The 17,952-nt window shown below is 68.4% G+C and carries 16 protein-coding genes; 12 read left to right on the top strand and 4 right to left on the bottom strand.

Annotation, left to right across the window (positions count from 1 at the left end; genetic code table 11):
* Positions 1–69: 69 nt before the first annotated feature.
* The 6 genes from ACUYM2_RS09970 (at position 70) to pdxS (ending at position 8,459) form a co-directional block, all read left to right on the top strand.
* A complete protein-coding gene (locus ACUYM2_RS09970) occupies positions 70–399 on the top strand; it encodes a DUF6504 family protein (RefSeq protein WP_481599916.1) in 330 nt (109 codons plus the stop codon).
* A complete protein-coding gene (locus ACUYM2_RS09965) occupies positions 396–3,938 on the top strand; it encodes a DNA polymerase III subunit alpha (RefSeq protein WP_481599915.1) in 3,543 nt (1,180 codons plus the stop codon). Before ACUYM2_RS09970 ends, ACUYM2_RS09965 begins: the two co-directional genes overlap by 4 nt.
* A gap of 136 nt (positions 3,939–4,074) precedes the next feature.
* Positions 4,075–6,081, top strand: a complete 2,007-nt coding sequence (thrS, locus tag ACUYM2_RS09960; protein ID WP_481599914.1) for a threonine--tRNA ligase — start codon at positions 4,075–4,077, stop codon at positions 6,079–6,081.
* 11 nt (positions 6,082–6,092) lie between these two features.
* Positions 6,093–6,740, top strand: coding sequence for an HIT family protein (locus ACUYM2_RS09955; protein WP_481599913.1), 648 nt, complete (start codon positions 6,093–6,095; stop codon positions 6,738–6,740).
* Positions 6,730–7,368, top strand: a complete 639-nt coding sequence (gene pgsA, locus ACUYM2_RS09950) for a phosphatidylinositol phosphate synthase (protein WP_481599912.1) — start codon at positions 6,730–6,732, stop codon at positions 7,366–7,368. Before ACUYM2_RS09955 ends, pgsA begins: the two co-directional genes overlap by 11 nt.
* Before the next feature lie 164 nt (positions 7,369–7,532).
* A complete protein-coding gene (pdxS, locus tag ACUYM2_RS09945; protein WP_481599911.1) occupies positions 7,533–8,459 on the top strand; it encodes a pyridoxal 5'-phosphate synthase lyase subunit PdxS in 927 nt (308 codons plus the stop codon).
* 142 nt (positions 8,460–8,601) lie between these two features.
* Here pdxS and ACUYM2_RS09940 read toward each other — a convergent pair whose 3' ends face one another.
* Positions 8,602–10,614: a M3 family metallopeptidase gene (locus tag ACUYM2_RS09940; protein ID WP_481599910.1), complete on the bottom strand. Its 2,013-nt coding sequence runs from the start codon at positions 10,612–10,614 to the stop codon at positions 8,602–8,604.
* An 81-nt stretch (positions 10,615–10,695) separates the two neighbouring features.
* Between ACUYM2_RS09940 and ACUYM2_RS09935 the strand changes: the two genes are divergently transcribed.
* The 3 genes from ACUYM2_RS09935 (at position 10,696) to ACUYM2_RS09925 (ending at position 13,258) form a co-directional block, all read left to right on the top strand.
* Positions 10,696–11,973, top strand: coding sequence for a CapA family protein (locus ACUYM2_RS09935; protein ID WP_481599909.1), 1,278 nt, complete (start codon positions 10,696–10,698; stop codon positions 11,971–11,973).
* Between the two features lie 92 nt (positions 11,974–12,065).
* Positions 12,066–12,839 (top strand): alpha/beta fold hydrolase, encoded by a 774-nt coding sequence (locus tag ACUYM2_RS09930; protein ID WP_481599908.1) that lies wholly within the window; start codon positions 12,066–12,068, stop codon positions 12,837–12,839.
* A complete protein-coding gene (locus ACUYM2_RS09925) occupies positions 12,836–13,258 on the top strand; it encodes an AAA family ATPase (protein WP_481599907.1) in 423 nt (140 codons plus the stop codon). Before ACUYM2_RS09930 ends, ACUYM2_RS09925 begins: the two co-directional genes overlap by 4 nt.
* Here the strand turns inward: ACUYM2_RS09925 and ACUYM2_RS09920 are convergent.
* The 3 genes from ACUYM2_RS09920 to ACUYM2_RS09910 are packed head-to-tail and all read right to left on the bottom strand — an operon-like array spanning position 13,151 to position 15,803.
* The gene (locus ACUYM2_RS09920; protein ID WP_481601461.1) at positions 13,151–13,675 is read right to left on the bottom strand and encodes a GNAT family N-acetyltransferase; all 525 of its coding nucleotides are present in this window, start codon (positions 13,673–13,675) and stop codon (positions 13,151–13,153) included. The two genes, ACUYM2_RS09925 and ACUYM2_RS09920, sit on opposite strands and share 108 nt — an antisense overlap.
* 29 nt (positions 13,676–13,704) lie before the next feature.
* Positions 13,705–14,502 carry a type 1 glutamine amidotransferase gene (locus ACUYM2_RS09915; protein ID WP_481599906.1) on the bottom strand — a complete coding sequence of 266 codons (798 nt, stop codon included), beginning with the start codon at positions 14,500–14,502 and terminating at the stop codon, positions 13,705–13,707.
* The gene (locus ACUYM2_RS09910) at positions 14,499–15,803 is read right to left on the bottom strand and encodes a MurT ligase domain-containing protein (protein ID WP_481599905.1); all 1,305 of its coding nucleotides are present in this window, start codon (positions 15,801–15,803) and stop codon (positions 14,499–14,501) included. The genes ACUYM2_RS09915 and ACUYM2_RS09910 overlap by 4 nt, the downstream gene beginning before the upstream one ends.
* Positions 15,804–15,895: 92 nt before the next feature.
* On the opposite strand from ACUYM2_RS09910, the gene pdxT reads away from it, so the two are divergent.
* The 3 genes from pdxT to ruvC are packed head-to-tail and all read left to right on the top strand — an operon-like array spanning position 15,896 to position 17,931.
* Complete coding sequence (gene pdxT, locus ACUYM2_RS09905; RefSeq protein ID WP_481599904.1) at positions 15,896–16,597, top strand: pyridoxal 5'-phosphate synthase glutaminase subunit PdxT; 702 nt, start codon at positions 15,896–15,898, stop codon at positions 16,595–16,597.
* 3 nt (positions 16,598–16,600) lie between these two features.
* The gene (locus ACUYM2_RS09900) at positions 16,601–17,356 is read left to right on the top strand and encodes a YebC/PmpR family DNA-binding transcriptional regulator (RefSeq protein WP_146337452.1); all 756 of its coding nucleotides are present in this window, start codon (positions 16,601–16,603) and stop codon (positions 17,354–17,356) included.
* Positions 17,353–17,931 (top strand): crossover junction endodeoxyribonuclease RuvC, encoded by a 579-nt coding sequence (ruvC, locus tag ACUYM2_RS09895; protein WP_481599903.1) that lies wholly within the window; start codon positions 17,353–17,355, stop codon positions 17,929–17,931. Before ACUYM2_RS09900 ends, ruvC begins: the two co-directional genes overlap by 4 nt.
* Positions 17,932–17,952 lie beyond the last annotated feature (21 nt).

Raw genomic sequence — 17,952 nt, 5'->3', positions numbered from 1 at the left:
CTTCGACCTAAAGCTTCGATAAGAATCTCAGGGTCCTGGATGGAGGTCAGCGCGTAGGGGAGGCAACACATGGGGATGTTCAGCGAGTCGGTGGACGTTGCCTGCACCCCGGAAGGCCAGCCTCTGTCCCTGGACTGGGCCGGGCGGCACTACGACGTCTGCGCCGAACCGCTCCGCTGGTTTGAGCGGCGCCAATGGTGGGCCGAGGAACAGCGGGCCCCGTTGGGCGGCGGCCCCGGGCTGGTGGACCACGAGATCTGGCGTGTCCAGGTCCGGGATGCCGGCAACCCGGAGCTGACACTCACCCTTGACCTGAGCCGGCATCTGGGCAGCGGCCGCTGGCGGCTGCTGCGGATCCACGACGCCCTGCACGCCGCCCGGAAGCCCGAAACGGCATGAGCTTCACCCATTTGCACGTTTCCACCGCTTTCAGCGCCCACTACGGGGTGTCCTGGCCGGAGGAACTGGCCGCTGCCGCCGCCGCGGACGGGGCCACGGCGCTCGCCTGCACGGACCGCGACGGACTCTACGGCACGGTCAAGCACCTCAAGGCCTGCATGGCGGAGGGCCTGGACGCGATCGTTGGGGTGGACCTGGCGGTCTTTGACGACGACGGCGACCACCGCACCCAGCTCGGCGGGCGCGTCGTCGTACTGGCACACGGCCAGAACCACGGCGCCGGCTACCGGGCGCTCTGCCGGCTGGTCTCCGACGCCCATGCCCGCACCACGGGCAAGGCCGGCGGAACGGTGCCCGTCGCCGTGACCCGGGCGGAACTGGCCTCCCGCGCCCTCGATCCGCAAACCCAGGAACCGGTCCTGACCGTGCTGATCGGCCCTGACTCCGACGTCGGCCGCGCCATGGGAGGCCGGCGCTACCTGCGCCCCCGCACGCTCTTCAAACGCTGGCTGGACGCCATGCCCGCCGGAACCCTGGCCGCCGAGGTCGTCTCCCAGCTCAGTCCGCCCGGTGAGCCGGTGAGCACGGCCCATGCGGTGCGGATGCTCAAACTTGCCGCGGAACACGCCGTTCCCGCGGTGCTGAGCAACGCCGTGCGGTATTGCGCCCAGGACGGGGCCGCGACGGCGGACGTGCTGGACTCCGCCCGGACGCTGAAATCCCTGCCTGAGCTCTCCGCCGCGCCGCTGCTGCAACCCAACGGGCAGGGCTGGCTGAAATCCACCGCGCAGATGCTGCGGCTGGGCCAGGAAATCATGCACGCCGCCGGATACGGCGCCGCGGACCTCAAGAGCCTGCTGGCACACACCGAGGCGCTCGCGGACCGCTGCCGGATGGATCCGGTCACAGACATGGGCTGGAAGCAGCCGGTGGTTCCGGAGGCCTCGGTGATCGGGATCGCAGGGGACCCGCTCGCCGAGCTTACCCAGCGCTGCGAGGCGGGCATCGGCCGCCGCTTCCCCGGGATCGCCGGGAAGCCCGCCGAAGAACTGCGCGCCCGCCTGCAGCACGAACTGCGGATCATCGACAGCCTGGGCTTTGCCTCCTACTTCCTGACCGTGGCAGAGGTGTCCCGGATGATCCTGGACATGGGCGTCCGGGCTGCCGCCCGCGGTTCGGGTGCCTCCAGCCTGGTCAACTTCCTGATCGATGTCAGCCAGGTCAATCCCTTGCAGCACGACCTCATCTTCGAACGCTTCCTCTCCCGGGACCGGGCCACCTTGCCGGACATCGACATCGACGTCGAAAGCGCCGAACGGCACAACGTCTACCGGAAGATTTTTGAGCGCTTCGGTTCCGAACGCGTCACCCTGATGAGCATGCAGAACGGCTACCGGGCCCGCGGTGCGGTCCGCGACGCCGGCCTGGCCCTGGGCATGGACGGCGGCGACATCGACGAGATCGCCAAGCAGCTGTGGCGGTTTTCGGCCCGGAACTTCCGCGAGGCCCTGGTGGAGAAACCGGAGCTGAAGGAATTCGCCGGCCGGGTGGAGCAGCGGGACTTCACCGAAAACCAGCAACTGGACCTGCTGGTGGACCTGACCGAGCGGCTGGACCGGCTGCCCCGCCACATCTCTATGCACCCCTGCGGGGTCATCCTGGGGGACGCGACCCTGCTGGACCGCACCCCGGTGCAACCCAGCGGCCTGGGCCTGCCGATGAGCCAGTTCGACAAGCACGATATGGACCCGATGGGCATGCTCAAACTCGACGTCCTCGGCGTCCGCATGCAAAGCGCCATGGCCTTCGCCGTCCGGGAGGTGATCCGGCTGCACCCGTCCAAGGCCGAGGTGGTGGCGGCCGGCCGGCACCCGGCGGGTCCGGACGGCGCCGGTCCGGACTACATCGCCGCGGACGGCCGGATCGACCTCAACGCCGTCCCGCTCGATGACGAACCCACCTATGAGCTGATCCGCAGCACCCACACCCTGGGCTGCTTCCAGATCGAGTCCCCGGGCCAGCGGGAATTGATCGGCAAGCTGGCGCCCCGGGAATTCAACGACCTCATCATTGATATCTCCCTGTTCCGGCCCGGTCCGATGAAGTCGGACATGGTCCGGCCTTTCCTGGAACACCGGCACGGCTTCGCGCCGGAGGTCTACCCGCACCCGCACCTCAAACCGGTGCTCCAGGAGACCCACGGCGTCACCGTCTTCCATGAGCAGATCCTCAAGACCTTCGACGTGATGACCGGCTGCGGGCTGGCCCGGGCCGACGAATTCCGCCGCGCCCTCGGCAACGAGGTACTGGAAGGCAAGGTGGAGGAATTCTTCCGCCGCGAAGCCAAAGCCAGGAACTACACGCCCGAGGTGGTGGACAAGGTCTGGGGGACCCTGAAGGCCTTCGGCAGCTTCGGCTTCTGCAAGGCCCACGGCGCCGCATTCGCCGTGCCTACCTACCAGTCGGCCTGGCTGAAGACCCACCACCCCGAAGCCTTCCTGGCCGGACTCTGGGAACACGACCCCGGCATGTACCCCAAGCGGCTGCTGGTGGCCGAGGCCCGGCGGCTGGGGATCCCCATCCTGCCGCTGGACATCAACCGCAGCCAGGCCGAGTACCGGGTGGAGCGGGTGGAGGACGGCCCGGACCGGGGCAAGCTGGGCATCCGGCTGAGCATCAACGGGATCTTCGGGCTCTCCGGTGCCGAGCTGAAGCGGATTGTGGCCGGCCAGCCCTACGACTCCCTCGCGGACCTGCGGACCCGCGCCCGGATCAGCAAGCCGAGTATCCAGCGGCTCGCCCAGCTGGGCGCCTTCGACTCGCTGCGCCGGGCCTCCGGGGGAACCGCCAACCGGGCCGACCTGGTCCAGCACCTGCAGCAGTTGCAGGCCCGGCCGCAGCGTAAGGGCGCCGGGGTCATCGAGGGACAGCTGGCCTTGCCGTTGGGCGACGTCGAGCTCAAAAACATCAAAGGCGGGCTGCCCGCCCCCACCCTGGTGGAAACGGTCCGCGCTGAACTGGACCTGATGGCGCTGGATGTCAGCGGGCACCTGATGGCCAGCCACCGGCCCCTGCTGGAGCGGCTGGGCGTCACGACGGCGGACAAGCTGCTGGGACTGCGCAACGGCACCGAAGTGCTTGTGGCCGGGGTGCGGGTGGCCACCCAGACACCGCCGATGCGCGGCGGCCGCCGGGTGGTGTTCATCAGCATCGACGACGGAACCGGCTGCGTGGACTCGGTGTTCTTCCATGAGGCCCAGGAGCAGTCCGGTCCGCTGTTGTTCGGGACCCGGCTGCTGTTGATCCGCGGAACCACCCGGCGGACCGGCCCGCGGGGCATCAGCATCAGCGCCTCGATGGCGTGGGACCTCAGCCGCACCGAGACGCTGCCCTACCCGGCCCCCGCCGGGACGGCTGCTGCCGCCGGGGCCGCCGCCGGCGGCGTTGCAACCCCCGCTCCGGCCGGTCCGGAGCTCCTGGTTCCGGGCCCACTGGACGGGATCCGCCGGACCCTGGCCATCACCGGGTTCTCCGGCTAACCGGCGGCGAAACACCGGCTGACCGGCGGCGGGGTGCGTTGGTTGGCCTATCCGGAACCGGATAGCATGGATGAGGCTGGCTGTGGTCCCCGTACGCCACAAGCTACGAAGCCTTAACTTTGAATAGGAGACACCCGTGTCAGATGCCCAGCAGATCACCCTTCTCGTCGACGGCGAAGAGACCAAGGTGACTACCGGGACCACCGGCGCGGAACTCTTTTTTGAGCGCCGCGACGTCGTTGTGGCCCGCGTCAACGGCGAGCTCAGGGACTTGGACCAGCCGCTGCCCGAGGGCGCCACGATTGAAGGCGTCACCATCGACTCCCCGGACGGCCTCAACGTGCTGCGCCACTCCGCCGCCCACGTGATGGCCCAGGCCGTGCAGCAGCTGCGTCCCGACGCCAAGCTCGGCATCGGCCCCTACATCACCGACGGCTTCTACTTCGATTTCGACGTCGAGGAGCCGTTCACCCCGGAAGACCTGCGTCAGCTGGAAAAGATGATGCAAAAGATCATCAACCAGAACCAGAAGTTCGTCCGCCGGGTGGTCTCCGAGGACGAGGCACGCGAAGCCATGAAGGACGAACCGTACAAGCTTGAACTGATCGGCCTCAAGGGTGCCGGTTCCGACGCGGACGGCTCCAGCGTGGAGGTGGGCGGCGGCGAGCTGAGCATTTACGACAACGTGGAGCGCAAGGAAGGCACCGTGCTCTGGTGCGACCTGTGCCGCGGCCCGCACCTGCCCAACACCAAACTCATCTCCAACGCCTTCGCCCTGACCCGCTCCTCGGCGGCCTACTGGCGCGGCAGCGAAAAGAACAAGCAGCTGCAGCGCATCTACGGCACCGCCTGGCCCACCAAGGAAGCCCTCAAGGCTTACCAGGAGCGGATCGCCGAGGCCGAGCGCCGCGACCACCGCAAGCTCGGGGCCGAGCTGGACCTGTTCTCCTTCCCCGACGAGCTGGGGTCCGGCCTGCCGGTGTTCCACCCCAAGGGCGGCATTATCCGCAAGGCCATGGAGGACTACTCCCGCCAGCGCCACGTCGACGCGGGCTATGAATTCGTCTACACCCCGCACATCACCAAGGGCCATCTCTACGAGGTCTCCGGGCACCTGGACTGGTACCGCGACGGCATGTTCCCGCCGATGCACATCGACGCGGAACTGAACGAGGACGGCACCGTGCGCAAGCCCGGCCAGGACTACTACCTGAAGCCGATGAACTGCCCGATGCACAACCTGGTCTTCCGCTCGCGCGGGCGCTCCTACCGGGAACTGCCGCTCCGGCTCTTCGAGTTCGGTTCGGTGTACCGCTACGAGAAGTCCGGCGTGGTGCACGGCCTCACCCGCGTCCGGGGCATGACCCAGGACGACGCCCACATCTACTGCACCCGCGAGCAGATGAAGGACGAGCTCACCAAGACCCTCAACTTCGTCCTCGGACTGCTCAAGGACTACGGCCTGGAGGACTTCTACCTGGAACTGTCCACCAAGGACCCGGAGAAGTTCGTCGGTTCGGACGAGGTCTGGGACGAAGCCACCCAGACCCTCGCCGAGGTTGCGCAGGAATCCGGCCTGGAGCTGGTCCCCGATCCGGGCGGAGCCGCTTTCTATGGCCCCAAGATCTCGGTGCAGGCCCGTGACGCCATCGGCCGTACCTGGCAGATGTCCACCATCCAGCTGGACTTCAACCTGCCGGAGCGCTTCGAGCTTGAGTTCCAGGCCGCAGACGGCACCCGCCAGCGTCCCGTCATGATCCACCGTGCGCTCTTCGGCTCGATCGAACGTTTTATGGGCGTCCTGACCGAGCACTACGCCGGGGCATTCCCGGCCTGGCTGGCTCCCGTCCAGGTGGTCGGCATCCCCGTGGCCGAGGCCTTCAACGACTACATGTTCGACGTTGTCGGCCAGCTTAAGGCTGCCGGTATCCGCGCCGAGGTGGATATCTCCTCGGACCGCTTCCCGAAGAAGATCCGAACCGCCAGCAAGGACAAGATCCCGTTTGTGCTGATCGCCGGCGGGGACGACGCCGAAGCCGGCGCCGTGTCCTTCCGCTTCCGCGACGGCAGCCAGGACAACGGCGTGCCCGTAGCCGAAGCCGTCCGGCGGATCGTTGACGCCGTACGTAACCGGACCAGCTAGGGGAGCAGCGCGTGCAGGAGACCACAGGCGCTGTCCCGGGCTACCCGGGCGATGACGGCGTGACCGACGACTTTGGCCTGGCCGGGGTGCCGGACGCCTTCCAGCGCCTGTGGACACCGCACCGCATGGCGTACATCAAGGGCGGCCAGCACCAGTTCAAGAACCCGGACGACTGCCCGTTCTGTGTCGCGCCCGAACGTGAGGACGATGATTCGCTGATCGTCTATCGCGGGATGTTTTGCTACGTCGTGCTGAACCTCTTCCCCTACAACCCGGGCCATCTCCTCGTCTGTCCCTACCGGCACATCCCGGACTACACGGACCTGACCGTCGAGGAGACCGCAGAGTTCGCGGAGCTGACCCAGACCGCCATGCGGGTGCTGCGCAAGGTCGCCAACCCCACCGGCTTCAACCTGGGCATGAACCAGGGCGTTACCGGCGGGGCCGGCATCGCCGGCCACCTGCACCAGCATGTGGTGCCGCGGTGGGGCGGGGACGGGAACTTCTTCCCGATCATCGCGCAGACCAAGGCGATCACCCAGACCCTCGGCGAGGTGCGGCAGCAGGTTGCCGAGGCGTGGCCCCAGGGCAACGGCCACGCGGCCGACACTGCCGACACCACCGGGATGCCGGCGTCCGGGGCAGCGGATGCTGAATAAGCACGCCCGCGGGTTCTTCACCGCCTTGTTCTCGCCGCTGGCACGCTGGCTGCTGCGGGTGGGTGTCTCGCCCGACGCCGTCACGATCGTCGGCACCGCCGGCGTGGTGGTCGGCGCCCTGGTGTTCTACCCCCTGGGCCAGCTCTGGTGGGGAACGCTGTTCATCACGGCGTTCATCTTCTCCGACGTCATCGACGGCATCATGGCCCGGATGCAGGAACGCGGCGGGCGCTGGGGCAACTTCCTGGACTCCACCCTGGACCGCGTCGCCGACGGCGCCCTGTTCGCCGGCGTCGCCATCTGGTTCTTCACCGGTGGCGCCGACACCCCCATCGCGATCGCCGCCGTCGTCTGCCTCGTGCTGGGCATGGTGGTGTCCTACGCGCGGGCCAAGGCCGAGGCGCTGGGCTACCACGCGAACGTGGGTATTGCGGAGCGCGCCGAACGGCTGGTGTCCGTCCTGGTGGTCACCGGTTTCACCGGGATCGGGCTGCCGACCGTGGTGCTGTTCGCTACCCTGTGCCTGCTCGCCCTGGCCAGCTTCGTGACGGTCGTGCAGCGCATTGCCTCAGTGCACCGCCAGTCGCTGGAAGAGACCACGGGGAGTCCCGCCGAGCCGGCTGCCTGAGTGCCGTAACCGGAATTCAACCGGGCCGCGGCGGGGGACTAGTATTAGCTTTACCGGCCAATGGTTCCCGGTAATCCGGTGTGTGCGAGCCGCTGCATGCGAGAGTTTCATCTGCGTGCCGTCCGTGCCCCGGCGAGGTCATCTATCTACCCATAGGGGTTTTTGTGTCTACACCTGATGTAAGCAGCGAAGCCGGCGCGTCCGCCAAGAACGTAACGGGCAGCAGCCGCGTCAAGCGCGGCATGGCGGAGATGCTCAAGGGCGGCGTCATCATGGACGTCGTCAACGTCGAGCAGGCCCGCATCGCCGAGGACGCCGGTGCCGTGGCCGTGATGGCGCTGGAACGCGTTCCCGCCGACATCCGCGCCCAGGGCGGCGTGTCCCGGATGAGCGATCCGGACATGATCGACAAGATCATCGACGCCGTCTCCGTGCCGGTCATGGCAAAGGCCCGGATCGGCCACTTCGTCGAGGCCCAGGTCCTGCAGTCCCTCGGCGTCGACTACATCGACGAGTCCGAGGTCCTGACCCCGGCCGACTACACCAACCACATCGACAAGTGGAACTTCACGGTTCCCTTCGTCTGCGGCGCCACCAACCTCGGCGAAGCGCTGCGCCGCATCAACGAAGGCGCGGCCATGATCCGCTCCAAGGGCGAGGCGGGCACCGGCGACGTCTCCAACGCCACCACCCACATGCGCCAGATCCGGGCCGAGATCCTGAAGCTGGCCGCCCTGCCCGAGGACGAACTCTACGTCGCCGCCAAGGAACTGCAGGCCCCGTACGAACTGGTCAAGGAAGTTGCCTCCACCGGCAAGCTCCCGGTGGTGCTGTTCACCGCCGGCGGCATCGCCACCCCGGCCGACGCCGCGATGATGATGCAGCTCGGCGCCGACGGCGTCTTCGTCGGCTCCGGCATCTTCAAGTCCGGCAACCCGGCCCAGCGCGCCGCCGCCGTCGTGAAGGCCACCACCTTCTTCGACGACCCGGACGTCATCGCCAAGGCCTCCCGCGGCCTGGGCGAAGCCATGGTGGGCATCAACGTCGACGAGATCCCGCAGCCGCACCGCCTCGCCGAGCGCGGCTGGTAATACAGCCAAGGCATCAATGACGACGGCGGCCGGTCACCTTCCCAGGTGACCGGCCGCCGTCGTCGTTAGCGTTCCCGTCGCTTGCTCCGTAACCGCCGTTATCGGGCCGCAAAAGGGCGGGGACGGAGCAATCGATGAAGGGTTAGTCCAGGCCGCGGCGCTTGAGCAGCGGTTCGAGTTCGGCGTCGCGGCCGCGGAAGGCGCGGAACGACGCGAGCGGGTCGCGGCTGTTGCCCCGGGAAAGCAGCTCCGCCCGGAAGAAGTCGCCGTTGGCCCGGGTCAGGCCGCCGTTTTCCTTGAACCATTCCACCGTTTCGGCGTCGAGCACCTCGCTCCAGATGTACGAGTAGTAGCCCGCGGCGTACCAGCCCCCGGCGAAGATGTGCTGGAAGTAGCCGGTGCGGTAGCGCGGCGGGATCAGGCTGTGTGCTACGCCCGCCGCGGCCAGGGCCTTGGCCTCGAATTCCAGCGCGTCCTCGGGGATGTCGGAGCCATCGAGGACATGCCACGCGAGGTCCAGCAGCGCCGCGCCAAGGTACTCGGTGGTGCCGAAGCCCTCGCCCCAGAGGGCCGCGTCGTTGAGCTTGTCCACGGTTTCCTGCGGCAGCGGCTCGCCGGTGGCGTGGTGCTTGGCGTAGTTGGCCAGCACCTCCGGCCACATGATCCACATCTCGTTGACCTGCGATGGGTACTCGACGAAGTCGCGGGGCACGGAGGTGCCGGCGAACCGCGGGTACGTGACGGAGGAGAAGAGACCGTGCAGGGCGTGGCCGAATTCGTGGAAGGTGGTCCGCAGCTCATCCAGGGTCAGCAGCGTGGGCTCACCGGCAGGCGGCTTGGAGATATTGAGGTTGTTGATCACCACCGGCCGGGTGTTCAGCAGCCCTGACTGCTCCACAAGGGAGTTCATCCACGCGCCGCCGCGCTTTGACTCCCGGGTGTAGTAGTCGCCCAGGAACAGCCCAAGGCCGGTGCCGTCGGAGTTCTTCACCTCCCAGACCCGGACGTCCGGGTGGTAGCCCGCCAGGTCGGTGCGCTCATGGAACGTGATCCCGTACAGGGCGGTGGCGGCGAAGAACACACCGTCCCGGAGCACCCTGTCCAGCTCGAAGTAAGGGCGCAGCGCCTGCTCGTCCACGGAATACCGCTCACGCTTGACCTGCGCCGAGTAGTAGGCCCAGTCCCAGGCTTCCAGCGGGTGGCCGGCCACCTCCGCCAGGGCCTCGGCCTCGGCGTCGGCGTTCCGGACGGCGGCCGGGGCGAGGCGGTTCATCATGGCCTGCACGGCTTCGAAGTCGGGGGCGGTCTGCTGGTCCACGCTGAGCTCGGCGAAGTTGGCGAAGCCGAGCAGGGCGGCCTTCTCGGCGCGGAGGCGGACCATGTCCTTGACCAGGTCCAGCACGTCGAGGCTGCCGCCGCCGCTGCCGCGGCCGATTGACGCCTCGTAGAGCCGGCGCCGCACCTGCCGGTTCTCCAGCGCCGCGAGGGCGGGCTGGTTGCTGGGCTGGATCAGGGTGAGCAGGTACTTTCCGTCGTGCCCGGCGGTGCGCGCGGCTTCGGCAGCGCTGGCGACGTCGTCCGCGGGAAGGCCCGCGAGCTCGGCGGCGTCGTCCAGCAGCAGTGAGGCGGACTTCATCCCTTCCTTGACCCGTTGGCCGAACTCGGTGCCCAGGGTGGAGAGCTCGGCGTTGATGGCTTTGAGCCGCTCCTGGCCGGCCGCGTCGAGCTGGATGCCGGACTGGCGGAACTCCTTGAGGTATTCCTCGACCAGCCGGGAGGATTCCGCGTCGAGCCGGTCGGTGCTGATCGCGGCAAAGCGCTCGAACAGCCCCCGGTTCAGGTACACCGCATCCTGGTGGGCTGAGAAGGCGGGGGAGAGGCGGGTCTCCAGCTCACGGATGGCGTCCGAGGCGTCCGCGGAGACCAGCGTAAAGAACGACGCCGCCGCCCGCTGCAGCAGCTGACCGGAGCGTTCCATCGCCAGTGCCGTGTTTTCGAAGGTCGCCGGCCACGGGTCGGCCACAATCGACTGGATCTCGGCCAGGTGCTCGGCGAGACCGGCCTCGACGGCTTCAGAGTAGTGCTCGGCTTCGATGTCAGCGAAAGGCGGCAGTCCGTACGGCAGGGTGCTGGGGCGCAACAGGGGATTGGTCATGAAATAACTCTTTCATGCAAGGGGCCGGTTCTCAATGAACGGCTAAGCGTGTTGTGACCCGGGCCACCGTACGATTACGGCATGCGAACCATCACTCCCACGCTGCGCGGACGGCTTCTCGCCGGGTCAGCCGCGGTTTTCCTCATTGCCTCCCTGATCTCGTGCGGCACCGGCGGGGGGCCGAACAGCAACGCCGGGGCTTCCGCTTCGTCGGCGGGCAATTCGCCCGGATCCACAGCGGGGACCCCGGGATCCACGCCGGAAGCATCGCCTTCCACGACGCCGACGCCAACGCCGACGCCGGGGAAGGGCCCGGCCTGCGCGGCCGTCCGTTGCACCTCCGTGCTTGTTACCGGGGACATGCTGGTCCACGCCCAGCTCTGGGAGCAGGCCCGTGCCGATGCCCTCGCCACCGGCGCCAAGGGGCTGGACTTCGAGCCGCTGCTGGCGGGCCAGCGCAAATACATCGAAAAGAGCGACCTCGCGGTCTGCCACCAGGAAACTCCCGTGTCCGGACCCGCCGGGCCGTTTTCCGCGTACCCGTCCTTCAACGTGCCGCCGCAGATCATCACCGCTGCCCAGCAGGTCGGCTACCAGGCGTGCACCACCGCCAGCAACCACACCATCGACCAGGGCACCGCGGGGCTGGTCCGCACCCTGGACGCACTCGACGCGGCCGGACTGCAGCACACCGGCTCCTACCGCAGCGAAGCCGACTCCCGCGGGGTGATGATCCTGAATACCGCCGCCGCCAAAATCGCCGTCATCGAAGGCGCCTACGGTTTGAACGGCCAGACCCCGGAGTACGCCTGGCAGGTGGACATGCTCGATCCTGCGGCGATGATTGCCAAGGCCCGCAAGGCGAGGGCGCTTGGGGCGGACATCGTGCTGGGTGTGATGCACGCCGGCGACGAGTACTCCAGCGCGCCGAACGAGCAGCAGCGCAGCGTGGCGCATGCGCTGGTGGACAGCGGCCAGTTCACCATGATCTATGGCCACCACACCCACTCGGTGCTCCCGATCGAACGCTACAAGGGGACCTGGATCGTCTACGGGCTGGGCAACGGCGTCACCGAACTCTCGCCGTCGTACGTGGTGAACAACGAGGGGCTGCTGGTCCGGGCGCAGTTCAGCCAGGACGCCGCGGGCAAGTGGTCCGCCTCGGACATGGCCTGGGCCCCGTCCGTCATTGTGCGCGACCCCTACCGGTGGTGCTCGGTCGCCTCCGACGCGCCGCAGGGTTCCTGCGCCGGTGCGGCCGCCGACGCGGCCACCCGGCTGCGGACCCGGTCCGTGGTGGAATCGATGGGCGCTGCTGCGGCGGGTGCCCACGAACTGCTGATCACGAAGGAGCGGTAGCGCTGGATACGCTGAGCGGACGACGGCGGACCGTCGCCGCGCGCGGCGCCGAGCTGGCCGTCGTCGAATACGGCCGGCTGCCGGGCCCGGACGTGCCGACGCTGCTGCTGGTGCACGGTTATCCCGACGACCACCGGGTGTTCCTGCCCGTCATCCGGGAACTGGCGGCAACGCACCACGTGGTCGCCTACGACACGCGCAACGCGGGCGGCTCCGCCGTCGTCGGGAGCCCTGGCGACTTCACCCTGGCCACGCTGGTCGACGATCTCTTCGCGGTGCTGGCGGCGGCGGGAGCCGCCCGGGTGCACCTGGTGGGCCACGACTGGGGGTCGATCCAGGGCTGGGCAGCGGTGCAGGATCCGCGTGCCGCAGCCGCGATCCGCCGCTACACGAGCATCTCCGGCCCGGACCTCCGCCATTTCTCTCGCTGGGTGCGCTCACGGCTCCACAACCCCCGGTCCTGGCCGCAACTGGCCGGGCAGTTGCTGCGCAGCTGGTACGTCGCCGCGTTCCTGGTCCCGGTGCTGCCCGAGGCAGCCTGGCGGCTGTTCCTGACCAGGCGGTACGAACGGGGCGCACAGCGCCGCGTCGGCAACGACCCGGTGCGCGGACTGGCGCTTTACCGCAGCAACTTCCGCTCCGGCCGGAACCGGCCCGCACCGCGAACCGCGCGGGCGCGGGTCACCATGCCGGTGCAGGTGGTGGTCCCCTTGCGGGACCCTTTCCTGTCCCCGCACCTGGTCGAGGGACTCGAGGCGTGGGTGGATGACCTGAGCGTGGTGCGGGTAGACAGCGGCCACTGGTGGCCGGCGACGCGCCCGGCGGAGCTGGCCGAGCTGCTCCGGAACAGCGACGCCGGCGCATGACTACGGCCACCGTCCACCTGCTCTGCGGTCTCAACGGCGCCGGCAAGGCCACGCTGGCCAGGAAACTCGAGGCCTCGCTGCCGGCCGTGCGGTTCAGCCTCGACGACTGGATGCTGCGGCTGTATCCGGGCTTGCACTACGCACCGCCCTCGAGCGGGTCCGCCGGCGGACCCTGGACGAAGAACCGGGTTCGCACGCCTTGGGGGACTCCGGCGTCCGGCACCTGGCGGCAATCTTCGAAGAGCCTGGAGAGTGGGAAGGTTTGCAGATCCTCCGGGTGTCGGGCAATTGACGTCGCCGCCTGCCGCTGCTCAGTCCGTCAGCGGGCCCGTCAGGTCGCGGGCCATGAACACGCTGTGCGGGTCGGGCAGGTAATCGGCGAAGGGCGGGCACGGGACGAACCCGTGACGGGCGTATAGCCGGCGCGCCGGGGCGAAGAAGTCTTGCGACCCGGTTTCCAAGCAGACACGTCGGTAGCCGCGATGCCGGGCTTCATCCAGGATCCCGGCCAGGAGGAGCGTGGCGATGCCCCGGCCGCGGGCGTGCAGCGCCGTGCGCATCGATTTGACTTCACCCTCGCCGGCGCCGAGGTCCTTCAAGGCTCCGCAGCCAAGCAGCACCCCGCCAGGCAGCGCACCGCCGCCCGGCGCGCCGCCCCCGTCCGGGACAGCGCTGTCGCGGGCGGTCCAGAAGGTGATCTCCGGGCCTGTAAGCGCGTCCGGGTCCAGGGCATGCACGCTCTCGGCCGGTGAGGTCGCGAACATGTCAGCGAGGTGTTCGTCCAGGAGCCGCCGGACGTCCGGGCGCGCCGGATTGTCGCGGGCAATGTCGATCACGGAATCATCTGACACCTTCTGGCCGCGGGTCAGCGGGGCCGGCGGGCCGCGTGCTCACGGGCCAGGACTGCGTACGAGTCATCCGGGGTGCCGGGCGTGAAGCTGCCGTACTTGCGCTCGACGGCGGTCTTGATCAGGAAGTCCGCCAGCGCCGGGTTTTTCGGCAGCAGTGAGCCGTGCAGGTAGCTGGCCACGATGTTGCGGTAGCGGGCGCCTTCCTGGCCGTCGGTGCTGTTGTTGCCGGTGCCCTTGGCCGTCGCACCCAGCGGTGCGACGCCGGGGCCCAACGTGGTCTGGCCGCTGTGGTTTTCGTAGCCAAGCACGGTGCCGAACTCGGGGGAGGACACCGAGACGTTGCCGATCAGCCGTTCGTCCGTGCCGTGCGTTTCCACGTCCAGGATGCCGATACCCGGGATGACGGAGCCGGTCCTGGTCTTGAAGAATTTGCCGAACAGCTGGTAGAGCCCGCAGATCACCAGCATCGGGGTGCCGTCCTCGGCCAGGTCCTTGAGGACCGTTTCGCGGGAGAGCAGGTCATCCTGGATTACCAGCTGTCCGCTGTCCTGGCCGCCGCCGCCCACGATCAGGTCGACGTCGGCGGGGAACTCGTCGCCGACGTTGTATTCGAGCAGTTCCGGGGTGTAGCCGTGCCAGCGCAGTCGCTGGGCCAGGACCAGGGCGTTGCCCCAGTCGCCGTAGATGTTCATGTCCCGCGGGTAGAGCTGGACCACGCGGATGGTGCCCTTGCCGGGGTCGCCGGACTCTTCGGGCGGCAGTTCGTGCCCGAAGGAGAGCCCGTGCGGGGTTTCGGGGGATGCCGGGGTCATGAGACCACCTCCACTGTGGTGATTTTGGACAGCTCGCGGCGGATGGCCAGCATGGCGGTGTAGGTGCAGAAGATCCGCTTCGGCTTGTCCTTGGCCCCGCGGATAAACGCGGCCAGGGCCGGCGCGATGTCCGTGTCTACGGCGCCGATGGCGACGTCGTCGTACTGCAGCCGCAGTGCCATGTCGTAGGCGCGCGAGCCGGAGAGCTGGTCCACGCCGCCGTCGCGGAGGGTGTCGAATTCGACGTCCCAGAGCCAGGACATGTCCCGGCCGTCGGCGTAGTTGTCGTTAATGGCGATCATCGTGGCGTAGCCGGCGGCCGGGAAGGACTTCAGCCCCAGCCGGAAGCCGCTGGGGTTTTTGACCAGGACCAGTTCCAGCGGAAGTCCGTCGACCACGAGGCTTTCGCCGCGCCCGAAGGCAGGGGCGACCTTGGAAAGCGCCCTCAGCAGGCCGGCGTGGTCGGTGCCCGTGCCGCGGGCGCCCGTGATGGCCCGGGCCAGGGTCAGTGCCGCCGCCGCATTGAAGATGTTGTAGACGCCGCGGAGCAACATCAGTGTGGTGACCGTGGCGCCGTCGTACTCGAAGTCGGCGTCCTCGGCGCCCACCCGCCGGAGGACGACGTCGGCCTCCGGTTTGGCGGGGGACGGCGGTACCGGGCTGCCCGGCGCGGCGCGCATCTCGTCGTCGTTGGGGAAGGTGCTGAGCAGCGAATCGTCGAGGCCGAAATAGCGGACCTCGGGCCCGCCGGCCGCGGGGCTGGTGAGCGTATCCGCGATCCGGGCGACACGGGGGTCCTCGCGGTTCAGGACGACGGTCCCGGTGGTCTTGGCAGCGATGTGCTGCAGCAGTTCGGCGGTCTTGTCGATTTCGCCGAAGCGGTCCAGCTGGTCACGCAGCACGTTCAACAGCAGGCAGTAGCGCGGCGGAACTTTGTTGACGAAGTGCACGGCGTGGGCCTCGTCCAGTTCCAGGACGGCGACGTCGGCATCGAGCCGGCCGCGCCAGTCCACCTCGCCGAGCAGCGCGGCGGCCACGCCCCGGGTGAAGTTGCTGCCGGTGCGGTTGGTGAAGACCTTCAGGCCCTGGCTTTCGAGCAACTCCACCACCATCTTGGTGGTGGTGGTCTTGCCGTTCGTGCCGCTGACGACGGCGACGCCCAGCGGCAGCGTAGACAGCGTCCGTTGCATAAAGCCGGGGTCAATTTTTTCGACCACCAGGCCGGGGAGCGCGGAGCCTCCGCCCCGGAGCCGGGAGACCCGGCGGACGAACTTGCCGAGCGGAACGCTGAAGTAGAGCATGCTTTGTAATATATCCCAGCGGCGGCATGGACCCCGGCCCGGCGGCACGCCCCGGTGCGGCCCCCGGCAGCCCGGCGCATTATGCTGGCAGGATGACCACCCCCCTTACTTTGCCTGGCTCCCGCGTGGGATCCGGCCTGCGGATCGGCGTCCTGGCCCTCCAGGGCGACTTCCGTGAACACCTGCACGCAGTAGAGGCCGCCGGCGCCGCCGGCATCGGCGTCCGCCGCCCCGCTGAGCTGGACGGCCTGGACGGCCTCATCATTCCGGGCGGGGAGTCGACGACCATCGATAAGCTCGCCAGGATCTTCGAGCTCCGCGATCCGTTGCGCGAGAGCATCCGGTCCGGGCTGCCTGTCTACGGTTCCTGCGCCGGCATGATCCTGTTGGCCGAGGAGATCGCGGACCCCGCCACCGACCTGGCGGGCAACCCGCAGCAGACCTTCGGCGGCCTCGACATCACGGTCCGCCGCAATGCCTTCGGCCGGCAGCGCGAATCGTTCGAAACCGACCTCGAGTTCAGGGGCCTGGAGTTCAGCGCCGGCGAGTCCGGCGTCGCCCCGGTGCACGCCGTGTTTATCCGCGGACCGTGGGTGGAGCGCGTCGGCGCGGGCGTTGAAGTCCTCGCCAAGGTGGAGCCCTCCAGGGCCGGCCACCCGGAATCCCTCGACGGGACGGCTAGAATTGTTGCTGTGCGTGCCGGCAAGCTGCTGGCCACCTCCTTCCACCCGGAAGTGACCGGGGAGAAGCGCGTGCATGAACTGTTTATTCGAATGATCAGAGGAGAAGCGTAAAGCATGTCAGGCCACTCCAAATGGGCGACGACCAAGCATAAAAAGGCCATCCTGGACAGCCGCCGGGCCAAGTCGTTCGCCAAGCTGATCAAGAACATCGAAGTTGCCGCGCGCATGGGCGGGCCCGACCTCGCCGGCAACCCGAGCCTGGAACTCGCCGTCACCAAGGCCAAGAAGACCTCGGTCCCCGCGGACAACATCGACCGTGCCATCAAGCGCGGCGCCGGCCTCACCGGCGAGGTCGTGGACTACACCGAGATCATGTACGAGTGCCGCGGCCCGCAGGGCTCGGCCCTCCTGATCGAGTGCCTCACTGACAACAAGAACCGCGCCGCCTCCGAGGTCCGGCTCGCCATCTCCCGCAACGGCGGTACCATCGCCGACCCCGGCTCGGTCAGCTACCTCTTCTCCCGCAAGGGCGTCGTGTCGCTGCCGAAGAACGGCCTGACCGAGGACGACGTGCTGATGGCAGTCCTCGACGCCGGAGCCGAGGAAGTCAAGGACAACGGCGAGAGCTTCGAGATCCACTCCGAACCGACCGACCTGCAGGCCATCCGCGATGCGCTCAAGGAAGCCGGAATCGACTACGACACCGACGAGGCCGAGTTCGTGCCCTCCATGCAGGTGCCGCTGGACCTCGACGCCGCCAAGAAGTTCATGAAGCTAGTGGACGCCCTGGAAGAGCTCGACGACGTGCAGAACGTCTACAGCAACGCCGACCTCAGTGACGAAGTGCAGGCCGCACTGGAAGCCGAGTGACCCTTCGCGTCCTCGGCGTCGATCCGGGCCTCACCCGCTGCGGGATCGGCGTCGTGGACGTCGAGAAGAACCGGCGCGCCACCATGGTGGCCTTCGGCGTCGTCGGCACCTCTCCGGAGGAGAGCCTGGACCAGCGCTTGCTCGTCATTGCCACCTCGATCGATGACTGGCTGGACAAGTACGATCCCCATGTCCTCGCCGTCGAACGGGTCTTCTCCCAGCTCAACGTCAGCACAGTCATGGGCGTCGCCCAGGCCTCCGGTGTGGTGATAGCCGCGGCAGCGCGGCGCGGCATCCCGGTGGCGCTGCACACACCGTCGGAGGTCAAAGCCGCCGTCACAGGCAGCGGCACCTCCAACAAGGATGCCGTCACCAAGCTCGTCACCAAGATCCTGCGGCTGGACGCGCCACCGCGGCCCGCCGACGCCGCCGACGCGCTGGCCCTGGCCATCACGCACGCATGGCGGGCCGGCAGTGGTGCCGCGGTGGCCACCACAGGGCCGGGAAGCCAATCCCTTACCCCGGCCCAGCGCGCCTGGGCCGACGCGGAGGCCAAAGCGCGCCGCACGCGCTGAATGTCCGGGGCGCTTGCTAGG

This window comes from Arthrobacter sp. SD1074B (assembly GCF_056780195.1).
The sequence above is the reverse complement of the archived record's forward strand: the minus strand, read 5'-3'. Positions and strand labels throughout refer to the sequence as shown.

What these genes read in the sequence shown, in the direction of transcription:
- ACUYM2_RS09900 (WP_146337452.1), top strand. Translation starts at nt 16,601, where the DNA reads ATGTCAGGCCACTCCAAATGGGCGACGACCAAGCATAAAAAGGCCATC.
- ACUYM2_RS09925 (WP_481599907.1), top strand. Translation starts at nt 12,836, where the DNA reads ATGACTACGGCCACCGTCCACCTGCTCTGCGGTCTCAACGGCGCCGGC.
- ACUYM2_RS09965 (WP_481599915.1), top strand. Translation starts at nt 396, where the DNA reads ATGAGCTTCACCCATTTGCACGTTTCCACCGCTTTCAGCGCCCACTAC.
- ACUYM2_RS09940 (WP_481599910.1), bottom strand. Translation starts at nt 10,614, where the DNA reads ATGACCAATCCCCTGTTGCGCCCCAGCACCCTGCCGTACGGACTGCCG.
- ACUYM2_RS09935 (WP_481599909.1), top strand. Translation starts at nt 10,696, where the DNA reads ATGCGAACCATCACTCCCACGCTGCGCGGACGGCTTCTCGCCGGGTCA.
- ACUYM2_RS09970 (WP_481599916.1), top strand. Translation starts at nt 70, where the DNA reads ATGGGGATGTTCAGCGAGTCGGTGGACGTTGCCTGCACCCCGGAAGGC.
- pgsA (WP_481599912.1), top strand. Translation starts at nt 6,730, where the DNA reads ATGCTGAATAAGCACGCCCGCGGGTTCTTCACCGCCTTGTTCTCGCCG.
- ACUYM2_RS09910 (WP_481599905.1), bottom strand. Translation starts at nt 15,803, where the DNA reads ATGCTCTACTTCAGCGTTCCGCTCGGCAAGTTCGTCCGCCGGGTCTCC.
- pdxT (WP_481599904.1), top strand. Translation starts at nt 15,896, where the DNA reads ATGACCACCCCCCTTACTTTGCCTGGCTCCCGCGTGGGATCCGGCCTG.
- ACUYM2_RS09915 (WP_481599906.1), bottom strand. Translation starts at nt 14,502, where the DNA reads ATGACCCCGGCATCCCCCGAAACCCCGCACGGGCTCTCCTTCGGGCAC.